12 protein-coding genes and 1 pseudogene are annotated in these 12,950 nt (G+C 33.9%); 5 read left to right on the top strand and 8 right to left on the bottom strand.

From position 1 onward, the window contains the following. The first annotated feature begins 124 nt into the window (after positions 1-124). The 5 genes from NAAC61_RS10265 to msrA all read left to right on the top strand — a co-directional run bounded on the left by NAAC61_RS10265 (position 125) and on the right by msrA (position 5,406). On the top strand, positions 125-2,506 hold the full coding sequence (locus tag NAAC61_RS10265; protein WP_202695975.1) for a beta-mannosidase: 2,382 nt from the start codon (positions 125-127) through the stop codon (positions 2,504-2,506). 5 nt (positions 2,507-2,511) lie between these two features. Then, complete coding sequence (locus NAAC61_RS10260) at positions 2,512-2,919, top strand: VOC family protein (RefSeq protein ID WP_158245164.1); 408 nt, start codon at positions 2,512-2,514, stop codon at positions 2,917-2,919. 24 nt (positions 2,920-2,943) lie between these two features. Then, complete coding sequence (locus NAAC61_RS10255; RefSeq protein ID WP_202695974.1) at positions 2,944-3,936, top strand: LacI family DNA-binding transcriptional regulator; 993 nt, start codon at positions 2,944-2,946, stop codon at positions 3,934-3,936. A gap of 89 nt (positions 3,937-4,025) precedes the next feature. Beyond that, positions 4,026-4,865: a M55 family metallopeptidase gene (locus tag NAAC61_RS10250; RefSeq protein ID WP_233186715.1), complete on the top strand. Its 840-nt coding sequence runs from the start codon at positions 4,026-4,028 to the stop codon at positions 4,863-4,865. A gap of 19 nt (positions 4,866-4,884) precedes the next feature. Beyond that, positions 4,885-5,406, top strand: coding sequence for a peptide-methionine (S)-S-oxide reductase MsrA (gene msrA / locus NAAC61_RS10245; protein ID WP_103065717.1), 522 nt, complete (start codon positions 4,885-4,887; stop codon positions 5,404-5,406). Positions 5,407-5,438: 32 nt separating this feature from the next. Here the strand turns inward: msrA and NAAC61_RS10240 are convergent, their stop codons facing one another. The 8 genes and pseudogenes from NAAC61_RS10240 to NAAC61_RS10205 all read right to left on the bottom strand — a co-directional run bounded on the left by NAAC61_RS10240 (position 5,439) and on the right by NAAC61_RS10205 (position 12,730). Next, positions 5,439-6,230, bottom strand: coding sequence for an alpha/beta fold hydrolase (locus tag NAAC61_RS10240; RefSeq protein ID WP_103065718.1), 792 nt, complete (start codon positions 6,228-6,230; stop codon positions 5,439-5,441). A 17-nt stretch (positions 6,231-6,247) separates the two neighbouring features. Next, entirely contained in the window at positions 6,248-7,378 is a 1,131-nt protein-coding gene (locus NAAC61_RS10235; protein ID WP_202695973.1) for a TetR/AcrR family transcriptional regulator, read from the bottom strand. A gap of 31 nt (positions 7,379-7,409) precedes the next feature. Continuing rightward, the gene (locus NAAC61_RS11255; RefSeq protein ID WP_337920128.1) at positions 7,410-8,090 is read right to left on the bottom strand and encodes an alpha/beta fold hydrolase; all 681 of its coding nucleotides are present in this window, start codon (positions 8,088-8,090) and stop codon (positions 7,410-7,412) included. 303 nt (positions 8,091-8,393) lie between these two features. Further along, a pseudogene (locus tag NAAC61_RS10225) lies at positions 8,394-9,036 on the bottom strand (branched-chain amino acid ABC transporter permease); the annotation flags it as partial. Positions 9,037-9,119: 83 nt separating this feature from the next. Then, positions 9,120-10,001, bottom strand: a complete 882-nt coding sequence (locus tag NAAC61_RS10220; protein ID WP_158245233.1) for a branched-chain amino acid ABC transporter permease — start codon at positions 9,999-10,001, stop codon at positions 9,120-9,122. Between the two features lie 16 nt (positions 10,002-10,017). Next, positions 10,018-10,716 carry an ABC transporter ATP-binding protein gene (locus NAAC61_RS10215; protein WP_202695970.1) on the bottom strand — a complete coding sequence of 233 codons (699 nt, stop codon included), beginning with the start codon at positions 10,714-10,716 and terminating at the stop codon, positions 10,018-10,020. Continuing rightward, on the bottom strand, positions 10,703-11,458 hold the full coding sequence (locus NAAC61_RS10210) for an ABC transporter ATP-binding protein (protein WP_103065723.1): 756 nt from the start codon (positions 11,456-11,458) through the stop codon (positions 10,703-10,705). Before NAAC61_RS10210 ends, NAAC61_RS10215 begins: the two co-directional genes overlap by 14 nt. Positions 11,459-11,518: 60 nt before the next feature. Further along, positions 11,519-12,730 (bottom strand): ABC transporter substrate-binding protein, encoded by a 1,212-nt coding sequence (locus NAAC61_RS10205; protein WP_012208346.1) that lies wholly within the window; start codon positions 12,728-12,730, stop codon positions 11,519-11,521. Positions 12,731-12,950 lie beyond the last annotated feature (220 nt).

Raw genomic sequence — 12,950 nt, 5'->3', positions numbered from 1 at the left:
ATTAGCTACAGAGTTAAAAGGATTAGTTGGAAGTTTTAAGATATAAAATAGATGAAGGAACGCTAAAACTTGTTTTAGAGTACCTAAAGCCGGTACAAAATATTTCTTTGAGGAGGAATCTCAATTGCAAATATCTTTAAATGGAAAATGGAAGGTTTACGACAATGAAAAAGAGTTTGAGTTTGATGGAAACGTCCCTGGAACAGTACAAGGAGACCTTGTGGATTTGAATCTCATGCCTCACCCTTATGTTGGAGAAAATGAAAAACTTTTCAAAAGGTTAGAATGGAAAAATTGGATATATGAGAAAAAATTTTACATAGACGAGATAAACGACGAGCTACGTTATGATCTAGTATTAGAAGGTGTGGATACCCTTTCAAATATCTACCTTAACGATAATTTCGTTGGAGAAACCGAAGATATGTTCATAGAATACCGATTTGATATTAAAAAGCTTCTAAAAATTGGAGAAAATTCTTTAAGAATAGAGATTAAATCTCCAATAGACCTACCTAAAAGATTTGAAAAAAATTACGGAAAATTACACGCCGGCGAAGAAACCGCAAGGGTTTACATAAGAAAAGCTCAGTATTCCTATGGCTGGGACTGGGGAGCAAGAATAGCCACCAGTGGAATATACAGAGATATTTACATAGAAAGTTATAAAGATGCTAGACTTTTCGGTTCCACTGCTTTTTTGGAAAATTTAGATGGAAAAGTCAACTTTTCCGGTTACGTTGATTCCCATATTAAAGATACTAAAAACTACGAAGTAGAAATCCTTTTCAATGGAAATCCAGTAATTACATTACCAGTAACCGCTAGTGTTGAAAATTACAAATTCGAAGGTTCTAAAAGAATAGAGAATTTAAAGCTTTGGTATCCACACGATTTGGGTGAAAGTTATTTATACGAAGTTGAGTTTAGACTTAAGAAAAATAAAGAAGTAATCTACAGCGAGAAAAAGAAAATAGGTTTTAGAATCGTCAGGGTAGTGAGAGAAAATAACTCAGAAGGTGAAAGCTTTATCTTTGAGATAAACGGCAGAAAAATCTTTGCCAAAGGCGCAAATTGGATCCCTGCTGAAAATATATTAAGTTGGTTAAAAGAGAGTGATTACGTTAAACTTCTCAAAATGGCGAAGGAATCCAATATGAACATGCTGAGAGTATGGGGAGGGGGCCTTTACGAAGATCCCACATTTTACAACACATGTGATGAATTAGGGATATTAGTTTGGCAAGACTTCATGTTTGCATGTGCTGAATATCCTGACCATATAGATTGGTTTAGAAAGCTTGCAAACGAAGAAATAAGACATCAAGTATTGAAATTAAGACATCATCCAAGTATAGTCCTTTGGTGCGGAAATAATGAGAATAATTGGGGCTTTGAAGAATGGGATTACAAATTGAAAGTGGATGGAAAAAATCTTGGAAATAGACTTTATTTGGAAGATTTTCCTAAAATATGTGCCCAAGAAGATCCATCGAGACTGTACTGGCCATCGAGCCCATACGGTGGCAGTAGAGCTAACTCTTCTGAAGCGGGAGATAGACATGTTTGGGAAATCTGGTCAGGATGGCAAGATTACAAATACTATACATGGGACAATTCAAAGTTCGTAAGTGAATTTGGATTTCAAGCAGCTCCAGATCCAAAAACTATTGATTTCTTTGCTGAAGATAATGAAAAAGAAATCTTTTCTCCAACGATGTTGAATCACAATAAACAAGTTGAAGGCCCAGAAAGACTCTTAAGGTTCATCAATGGACATTATGGATTGATTGACAACTTTGATTCAATTGTTTATTTAACTCAACTCAACCAAGCAGAAGCTATTAAGACAGGAGTAGAACATTGGAGAAACAGAAAATACAAAACAGCCGGAACTCTTTATTGGCAAATAAATGATTCATGGCCTGTTTTCAGTTGGGCTTCAATAGATTATTTTAAACGGCCAAAGGCTTTATACTTTTACACTAAAAGATTTTATAATCAATTGTTAGCGATTGCCAAAAACAAAGATGAAAAGGTCATAATATCACTGATAAACGATGGAATCAAAACCCAAGTTGATTTAGAATTTCAACTTTGGTCTCTAGATGGAAAAAAACTTATGCAAAAAGAATATTCAAACATAAAAACGCCCGAAGATTCTGTAACTACTATCGATCAACTTAATATTTCCAACATTGACTTAGATAACTCCATAGCTTACTTAATTCTAAAACAAAATGGAAAAATCATAATAGAAAACCACGAATTGTTTGCAGATTTAAGAAAAAATAAATTAAACGATCCAAAGATAACATACAAAAAAGAAGGAAACAATCTGATATTGAGTTGTGAAAAACCGGCGTTGGGAGTAAACGTTAAGGTAAATGGGGAAAATTATTCTCAAGAGAACTTTTTTGCCCTTTTCCCCTCCTATCCAAAAGTTCTAAATAATATCGAAGGGGAAATTAGCATAAAAAGCGCCTTTGATTATTTAAGGAGATGAGTATTATGGATTTTAATTTCGATCATTTAGCAATCACAGTTTCCGATTTGGAAAAATCTGTTGGATTTTATAGAGATATTCTTGGCTTTAGAGTTTTAGGAAAGCTTATTCAAGACAATGGGAATTTCGTAATTGTTTATCTTGATATGGGGGATAAAGTACTCGAATTATTCAATTTTACAGAAAAAGGAAAATATCTAACAACTCAAAACGATAAAGACATGGGCATAAAACACTTTGCTTTTAAAGTGAAAAGTGTCGATCAAACCTTTAAATATCTAAGAGAAAAAGGTGTAGAATTCACAATGGAACCTACCAATGCCGAGGGTGGTGTAAGAATTGCTTTTTTCAAAGACCCTGATAACATTCTAATAGAGATAATTGAGGGAGAACTTAATTTAGAAAAGTATTAAGTGTAACCTTTGAGGTGAGAAAAAATGGCAACGATAAGAGAAATCGCTAAAGCTTCCGGCTTTTCTATTGCTACAGTGTCTCGAGTTCTCAGTGGAAGTGAGAACGTTACTGAAGAAACAAGAAAAAAGATCTTGAAGGTTATAAAAGAATTAGATTATACCAGAAGCCAGAGTCTAAAAGGGAGTTCCTTCAGAGGGATTGGCGTTTTGGTTCCTGACTTAAAAGCATATTATTATGGACTGGTGGCTGAAGGAATAGAAGAAGTCCTTCTACGAAATCACTTAGAAATGTTCCTTTCAACATATAGGCATTCTTTGGAAAAAGAGAAAGAGGCCTTAGAAGAGTTCTTCGCAAGAAAAGTTGATGGTGTCATTGTTTGCACAACTTATCAAGATGAAGAGTGTTTAGAAAAATTCATTGAAGCAGGTATACCGGTTGTTGCTGTTGATAGAGAAAATTCAGAACTGAAGATGGATATTGTAACTATAGATAATTATGAGTCTTCATTGAAAATTGCAAAATATTTATACGATATGGGCCATAGAAAAGTTTTACATGTCGAAGGTCCACTGGAAATATACTCTGCAAGGGAAAGAAAAAAAGCTTTTATGAATTTTGCCCAAAAGAAAGAAGATTTTGAAGTCACCTTTATTCCTGCAGGTTTTGATGTGAAAGATGGATATATTGGTATTAAAAAATACCTCGAAAAACATGGCAGAAACTTTACAGCAATTTTTTTTGTAAATGATTGGGTAGCTTTTGGGGGGATAAAAGCGCTAAGAGAAGCTGGACTAAATTATCCTAAAGATGTTTCAATTGTTGGCTTTGATGATTCTCCCTTGGCTAAATATTTATACCCTTCTTTAACAACCATTAGACAACCTGTATATGAAATGGGATTGAACGCAGCAAAACTTTTGATAGAAAAATTAGAAGGTAAAAATGAAAGTAAGGTGAAAAGAAGGGTTATTTTACCAACTAACTTAATAATTAGAGATTCAGTCAGAAAAATATAATTTAATGATTTTTTGATATAATTGCATTAATTACAGGGTGGGGAGCGGGGCAAGGGGCGCTATATATAGTTTTATGGGTTCTAAAGACATTGAGAATCATCAATAAGGAGATGATTATTATAAAAATATACATTTCATTTGATTTTGAAGGGCTTGGGGGTATTACCCATTGGAATGATGTCACTAAAAATAACAAAGATTACAAACAAACATATGCTGTTAGGCAATTAAAAGCTTTATTAGAAGAATTAAAAGAACATGAGATCACCTTATCTGATTCTCATGCGGAAGGGAACAACATTCCGTGGGAGATCACAGAAGAATTCCCAAACGTAAAATTAATCAGCGGTGGGATAAGAAAATATTATATGATGACCGGCATAGATGAATCTTTCGATAGGATGATCTTTTTTGGTTACCATGCTGGAGTTGGAGAGAAATACTCTACTATGGATCACACTTATTCAAGTTCTTCTATCCATAATATTCGGATCAATGGAGTAGAAATGAATGAAACATTAATTAATGCCGCATACGGAGGTAGTTTTGGTGTTCCATTGGCAATGGTTGTTGGGGATGATAAACTCAAAAAACAACTGAACCCATATTTTAAGCATTTATACTACGTAGAAACCAAAAGATCTTTAGGCAGATACTCTGCAGAGTTTAAACCAATGAAGAAACTACTAGAAGAAATTAAAAGTACAACTAAAGAAATGATAGATAAAAACAAAGAATATTTTGATGTCTACACATTCAACTCACCCATCGAGATGATTGTTGAATTTTCTGACACTTCGAAAGCTGATATGGTTGAATCTATGCCATTAACAGAAAGAATAGATGGAAGAAAGGTGAAAATAAGCAGCGACAATTATCGTGTGATTTTTGAAGCTCTTTTAGCGATAACTTATATATGTGAAGCATAGAAAATAAGAGGTGATTAAAATGAACGAAATACCAACAGATACAGCAATCTTTGCAGCAGGTTGTTTTTGGGGAGTAGAATACATGTTTAAAAAGATCGCAGGTGTCATCGACGTAGCTAGTGGTTATACAGGTGGTTTTGTTGAAAATCCATCTTATGAACAGGTTTGTAGTGGAAAAACAGGTCATGCAGAATCTGTTTTAATTGTCTACGATCCAAACATAGTAAGCTACGAATCATTAGTCAGATATTTTTTTGAAATTCATGACTTTAGCCAAGAAAATGGACAGGGACCAGACATTGGTGAGCAATATAGAAGTGAAATATTTTACCTAAATGAGGAACAAAAAGCAATCGCAGAAAAAGTAAAAGAAGAGTTAATCAATAGAGGTTTGAAAGTCGTAACCAAGATAACTAAAGCTTCAGAATTTTACAAAGCAGAGGATTATCACCAGAATTATTATGAAAAAACAGGAAAATCCCCTTATTGCCACTTCAGAAGAAGAGTTTTTAAAAATGATTATATCAAATTCTTAGTGTAGAATAAGGGGAATAATCTCAAAATTTAATTGTTTTAATCGTTATTAAAAAAGGCTTCTACTAGTAGACAGAATTCTTCAAATTTTTCAAAAAACAGCGCATGGCCCGTGTTTTCTAAGTTTGCTAGTAAAGAATTTTTTACTTTTTTACTCATTTCTATTATGTGGCTTTTGGGGGTTATAATATCTTCTTCTCCTGAAATGAAAAGAGTTTTAGCTGTGATATTCGATATTTCATTTCTAATATCAAATGTTTCGTTAGACGATGCAAGTCTCACGAAGCCATCAAACCAGTCTTTGGTTAAGGTTTCTTTAAATACCTTCCTTCTATTCATCAACCATTCGTAGTTGTTGTTATAAAATGGTCGAGAATATATATAAGGGAGAGAAATATCAAAAAACTTTTCACCATCGTAAAGTTCTGCCGCTACTTTCCATGCTTGACCTATGGACTTAAGATAGTTATCTATATGGTCGGTTGCATTTGAAAGAACCAGTTTGTCGATCATCTCAGGATACTTCAAAGCAAACAATTCTGCAATTTGTGCCCCGTAGGAAACCCCCATTAAATTTACTTTTTTTAACCCTAAATGGTCAATCAATTTCTTCAAATCCTCGACATGAACTTCTATAGTATAAGGTTTGTCGATAATTCTTGAAGATTTTCCTTGATCTCGAGTATCATACGTAATAACTTGGAATTTTTTTTGCCATCTATCTATATGTGCTTTCCAACTTGAGGTACTCATCATAATGCCGTTTAATATAATTACTGGCCTCCCTTTTCCATAAATTTCATAATAGATACCTGGATCCTCCAAATACATTTATCTCTCACTCCTTTTTAGACACGTATTCCATGTGTAAGATAAATTGATAATTCTTTCAAAACTGATTTTATATCTTTAATTTTGTTTAAGAAAATTCTATCTATCCCTGTATAATGGCTTATCCCCATTAGACTGTTAGCTAACAATTTTTTATCTTCTATTTTTGTTCGTTCAAGATTCTCAACATAACCCTTTTCAAATCTGTCATAATAATTATTTGCTGCCTTCTTTACAATAAATTCGGATTCTCTTACGATTTTATAGTATTCAGAATTACTTTCAAAATATTTTAGAAAGAGATAAATCCCCCTTAACTCGTTTTCTGCCCTGTTTAATTGCTTCTTTTGATTGATAGTAAGGAATCTTCTTGTCTTTTTACCAATTATTTTAACTATCTCCTCTAAAAAAGCTTCTTTACTTTCAAAATAAAGATAAAATGTCCCCACTGAATAACCAGCATTCCTTGTGATATCGTGAATATCTGTTTTATAATATCCTTTTGTACCAAATAAATCTATACCAGAAGATAATAATTTACTTCTGGCGGATTCGCCTTTGAGAATATGGGGGTAAATTACATCTTCTTCATTGAATATCAAAGAATAATTTTTTATTTCATCGTAAAAAATTCCATCGGTAATAATCTTTTTAATTTTGGTTTTGTCATAACTTACCCCATTAAAAATATACCTTATAATGACAAATCTTGCAATTCCTGAAATAAATAATTGTTCCGCCTGACTCGTTTCACGCAGTAAAACTAAAGAAACTCCTTTGCCGTATAAATCTCTCAAGTGTTGTTCGTATTTGGGATATCTATATTGACCCTCTCGATAAATCAAAATATCTTTTTTGTAGTCGCCGACTCCAGATTTAACAATGGTATCTAAAAATTTATCCATCCTGTTTTCAAAACTTTTACCAGAAATTGTAGAAAAACCCTCTTCATAATAAATTACTATTTCGTTTAACAATTTAAGAAATATGTCCTGTTTGTTCTTAAAATACCTGTAAAACACTCCATTCGATAATCCGGCTCTCTTACAGATTTCGACAACGGAAACTGTTTCATACCATTTTTCAGAAAAAAGATCCCGGGCTGCTGTCATTAATTTTATATACGATTTATTTTTGACTTTATCCAACGTTATCTCCTTCATTTTTTAATTTTTTCCTTTATGTAAAACTTTTAAAAATATCTATAAATGCTTTTGGTTCTTCTATTATAACCGAATGTCCAACATCAGGGATGATTTCTAATTTTCCATTTGTACTTTGAACAACTTCATTAGCCATATTTTTAGTTATCAATGTATCTTTTTCCCCAAGAATGAATAAAACTTCTGCCGTACAATTTTTTGAAATCTCTTCATAGTTATAATTTTCCAGAGCCCTTGCATTTTCAGTAAAGCATTTTGGATTCATCAAAAGAGCATCGTTAGTGAGATTATTTAGTAATTTTCTATCTTTTGATGAAGGGACCATTGCCTTTAAAGAATTCTTAAGAAGTGTTCTATTGTTTTTTAGCAAATTTAGAACATAATAATTTTCTTCTGGCGTCTTCAAACCCTTTAAAGAAGGTGAGTCAACAAGTATTAATTTTTCTACTTTTTCTGGATATCTAAAAGCTATTGACATCGCTACAGCTCCACCCAAAGAATGCCCAACTAAAACAACCTTATTCAATCCTAAAAGATCTATAAACTTTTTGATATATTCTGCATAAGTATCTATTTGAATTTCTTTCATCCAATCAGAGTAACCAAAATTTGGCAAATCAGGGGTATAGACCTTAAAACCTTCAATGTTTTTCACTTTGTTAAACCATCTGTGAGAGCCGTAATTACCATGAATCATAACAACGGGTTTGCCTTCACCACTTACTTCATAATATAATTTTACTCCATCAACCTCAATATAATTTCCCTCTTTTTTCTTATTCTTCCAAAATTTTTTTATAATCCACACAACAGGAATTTCAAAATATCTGAAATACAACATTCTCAAACCATAAGAAAGACCACGTGGGAAGAATAAAACAAATATTATAAGCAAACTACCCACTATTATAGTCATAGGAAAATTGCTTCGTGAAAATAAAAAAGGCATACCTGTAATTATAACAGAACCAATCAATCCTCCATTTAATGAAGCAAAACCACCTATAATAACCATCGCCAAAAGATTCAACGAGACGTTCAAACCAAAATCTGCAGGAGATATATATCCTAGTGTATGGGCATATAAAAAGCCTGCTATTCCACTGTATATAGAGCTGATAATAAAGGCTTGTAATTTTGATTTAGCAATTTTCACCCCGAACGCTCTGGCAGCCAATTCACTGTCTCGTACCATATTGAATCTCTTTCCTGTAGGAGATTTTACTATTAAACTTGTTATATAGACCAAAAAAACTGTAAAAAAACAAATTCAACAAATAGGTATTAAAATCAGAACCAAAAAAAGCAGGGATATTCCTCATTCCGGTCCTTCCGCCAAATATATCCATTGAGGCAATTATCTCTTGTACCGCTATCCCAAATGCCATAGTTGCTATAGCTAAATAAAAACCTTTCAGTCTCATGGCTGGTAACGCTATTAAAATACCAAACAAAGCAGAAAAAAGAATAACGAAAATTAAGTTTAGAAATATTGGCATATTTAAACTCATCGTAAAAAAAGCACTTGTATACGCTCCAATAGCCATGAAAGCAGCATGTCCGATAGAGATCTGACCTGTGTACCCAAATATTACATTTAAACCTAAAGCTGCGATTGCAAAGATTATTATATTAGAAAACACTAACAATAAAAACGATTTGGAAATAAATACTAGACCTAGGAGAGAACCAATTATTAACGTGTATAATGCTGTTTTCACTTTTCTCACACTCTCCCTTCAAAATCTTTCCCAAATAAACCAGAAGGTTTAAATAATAAAACTAATATTATCAATATAAGAATAATAGATAATTGATAATCGGGGGATATATAAACCCCAACTAACTTTTCTAGTACCCCTAAAATTAGCCCACCTATAATAACACCAAAAAGATTCGAAAACCCTCCAAGAACACCTGCTGTAATACCATACAATTGCATATTTATCAACATGCTGGGGTGTATGTAAGTTTTTGGAGCTGTGAGAATCCCTACCAAACTAACAGTAGCTATCCCAATACTCCAAACAATGGCATCCACACGGTTAATATCTATCCCACTTACTAGTGAACCCACCTCCTCTTGAGACCGGGCTCTAATAGCTATACCTAATTTAGTATACTTTAAAAACAAAGCTAAAAGCAACATTACAGCAATAGAAATTATGGTAATCACAACATCGTTTGCAGGCATAACTAGCACCCCATTTTCCAAAAGTAGGATAAAAGGCTTGCCTGAAAACAGTTCTGGATAAGAAAAGTAATCCGTTCCCCAAATCAACATGACCAAACCTTCAATTACCATCAATAACCCTAATGTAACCATAAGCATCGCGCCATGAGACAAATGCTTCAAAGGTCTCATTAAAAATCGTTCAACAACCATACCAATAAGAAATCCTGAAAAAACTGCTGAAATTAAAGATAAAATAATATTACCACTCATCAAATAAATAGTAAGCCCTATATAACTTCCCAACATACCTGAATTTCCATGAGCAAAGTTTAGAACCCCGGTGGTCCGAAAAATCAAAGCTATTCCAAAGGCGGTGAGCCCGTATAATGCTCCTTGTGGAATCCCCGAAATTATGCTTTGGAGTATTTGCAATTCTACCTCTCCTTTCTTATTTCCCCAAATATGACTTTTTTAACCTCTCATCATTCAACATTTCCTTGGATACTCCTTGATGTGCAACATTACCATTTTCTAATATATAGGTTCTATCACTTATTTTTAGTGATTTTATTGCGTTTTGTTCCACGAGCAAAATTGGAATATTAGTTTCTTTTAAAGTTTTTAATACACTGTATATTTCATCAATTATTATCGGTGCCAATCCCAAGGAAGGCTCATCTAACATCAACAACTTTGGAGAAGCCATAAGCGCTCTGCCCAATGCCAGCATCTGTTGTTCCCCTCCTGATAATGAACCAGCTTTCTGCTTTTTTCTCTCTTTTAAAACAGGGAAAAGATCGTAAACATATTTAGAATTTTTTGCATAATCTCCCCTTAAGTACGTCCCCATTTTCAAATTTTCTTCGACTGTTAAACCTGAAAAGATTCTTCTGTTTTCGGGACATAACACAATACCTTTTTTTACCATATAAACAGAACTTTTATTACTTACATCTTCTCCTTCAAAAATCACCTTACCCTTTGATTTAACTATGTTCAAAATTCCGAAAAGCGTTGAAGTTTTCCCCGCTCCATTGGAACCCAAAATAGTGACTATTTCACCCTTATTCACAGAAAAAGAAATTTTTTTTACCGCCTTTACATGACCATAATTAACTTCCAAATTTTCAACTTCAAGCATTTTCATCTTCCCCCAAGTACACCTTTATAACTTCTTCGTTATTTGTCACTTCTTCGGGAGTTCCTTCAGCAATTTTCTTCCCAAAATTCATAACGGTTACTAAATCAGAAACATTCATTACAACATTCATGTCATGTTCCACCAACAATATCGTCTTTCCTCTTTTATTGACCATTTGTATAATATTTTTTATTTCCTCTGTTTCATAATAATTTAAACCCGCTGCAGGTTCATCCAATAAGAGAAGATCTGGATCAGAAATAACTGCTCTGGCCATTTCAACCCTTTTTAGTAACCCGTAAGTGAGCCCAGAAGGATAAGAAGCGAGCCTATTTTTTATGTCAAACATCTCAGCTACTTCTAAAACCTTATCTCTTGCTTCTTTATCAAAATTCGTTTTTGATTTAGAAAACACAGAGAAAAGGGAGTCATTATATTTGTGTATTAATCCACTATAGATGTTTTCAAAAACGTTCATAGCCTGAAAAAGTTGTAAATTCTGAAAAGTTCTCGATATACCTGTATATATTATGTCATGGGTATTTAATCTTAAAAGAGATTCCCCTTTAAATAAAATATCTCCCTTTTGGAGATTCACTATTCTGGTAATTGTATTGAACAAAGTTGTTTTACCAGCTCCATTAGGTCCTATAAGTGCATGAATCTTTCCTTGCATTAATTTCATAGAAAAATCGTTAACTGCCTTTAAACCGCCAAAAGCTACCGTAACGTTTTTGACTTCAAGCATTCTTTCACCTCAAATTTGTGTTTATAGGTTATAAGGGGGGAACCCCCCCCTTATAATCATTTATAAAACTTCTAACAACGATTCAACAGAATAATGTATCCAACTTGAAGCAAAGTCCCAAACTAATCCTTGATCGGTTAAAACAGATTTTAGAACATACATAGAAGTCATTCCCATTCGAGAATCAAAGCCTGAGGACACCGGCTTATAGCTCAAACCATGATTTTCATCACCAAGTGTAATGTAATTGCCCTTCCAATTGTCTAAAGTCTCCAAAGCTGAAACTAAACTTTCTCTAGTCAAATCAGGACCTGCCCTTTTAACCCCTTCGACAAAAACTTCTGCCGCTATCATACCAGCGATAGCATAAGCATTAGGAATACCTTCATAATATTCTTGCCATATTTTTATCGCGGGTTCTTCGGGGTTTGTAAAATCCACGGCAACCCAAGCCATTACTTCAACACCGTCTCCTGCTTCTTGAGCTAATTGTAGATAACTCACATCTGCGTTTGAATAGGTCAGAAGATACCTTTGATCGGTCATTCCAAATTGTTTGGCTTGGCGAACAAATCCAACTGATTGGGGAAGGAACAACATAACAGCTACGGCATCAGGTTTAACTGATAACAAACGTGTTACTTCAGATGTGAAGTCACTTTTAAAAGGATCCACTGCTATGTTTGCAACGGGCTCCATCCCCAAAGCTTTTAATGTACCTACCGCTGAATTACTGAACTCTTGACCATCTTCTGCATTCCTATAAACGATTGCTATTCTTTCATGGCCCTTTTCTACCAAATAATTCATTACTATGTTCGCTTCTACTATGTAATTCGGTTGAACCGGGAAAATATACTCTCTGGGTGGAAGACTGAACTCTATCGAACCCCCACCTTGATAAACAAAGGGAACACCGTTGTCATTCAGATAATCTTGTACAGCTAAAATACCTGGAGTTCCTAGTCCTCCAACGATGGAAAAAACTCCATCTTGCTCAACCATCCTTCTAACTTCTACAACCGTTTTAGCAGGATTGAACTGATCATCAGCTACTATTAACTCAATCTGTCTTCCGTAGATACCACCGTTGTCGTTGATGTAATTAAAATAAGCTTGCATACCCTGCGCCATTGGTCTTCCTATAGGTGCAACAGGTCCCGACATGGCTTGAAAAGTACCTACTAAGATCTTATCATCAGTTACCCCTACTTCCGAAAAGCCTGAAACTAGCAACAAAACCACAAAAACCATACCAATAAATCTTTTCACCTTTCTCACCTCTCTTAATAAAGTTAAATTTCCTGAAAAGTACACTTTCTTAGTTACACACCTATCTTTCTAGCCACATTTTGAAACTTTTTAAATATTCTTTTAGTATATTGAGCTATCATTAATTCCTCGTCGGTTTTTACTATTAAAACCTCCACTCATACCTGTTCGTTATTTTCTCCCACACCCACTGTGAATTTATATCTTAAAACTTCCAACC

The organism is Petrotoga sp. 8T1HF07.NaAc.6.1, from assembly GCF_016772115.1.
GTDB lineage: Bacteria > Thermotogota > Thermotogae > Petrotogales > Petrotogaceae > Petrotoga > Petrotoga mobilis.
The sequence above is the reverse complement of the archived record's forward strand: the minus strand, read 5'-3'. Positions and strand labels throughout refer to the sequence as shown.

Excerpts from the sequence above, each read along its gene's own strand:
- NAAC61_RS10260 (WP_158245164.1), top strand. The coding sequence starts at position 2,512 with ATGGATTTTAATTTCGATCATTTAGCAATCACAGTTTCCGATTTGGAA.
- msrA (WP_103065717.1), top strand. The coding sequence starts at position 4,885 with ATGAACGAAATACCAACAGATACAGCAATCTTTGCAGCAGGTTGTTTT.
- NAAC61_RS10240 (WP_103065718.1), bottom strand. The coding sequence starts at position 6,230 with ATGTATTTGGAGGATCCAGGTATCTATTATGAAATTTATGGAAAAGGG.
- NAAC61_RS10210 (WP_103065723.1), bottom strand. The coding sequence starts at position 11,458 with ATGCTTGAAGTCAAAAACGTTACGGTAGCTTTTGGCGGTTTAAAGGCA.
- NAAC61_RS10255 (WP_202695974.1), top strand. The coding sequence starts at position 2,944 with ATGGCAACGATAAGAGAAATCGCTAAAGCTTCCGGCTTTTCTATTGCT.
- NAAC61_RS11255 (WP_337920128.1), bottom strand. The coding sequence starts at position 8,090 with ATGATTCATGGTAATTACGGCTCTCACAGATGGTTTAACAAAGTGAAA.
- NAAC61_RS10215 (WP_202695970.1), bottom strand. The coding sequence starts at position 10,716 with ATGAAAATGCTTGAAGTTGAAAATTTGGAAGTTAATTATGGTCATGTA.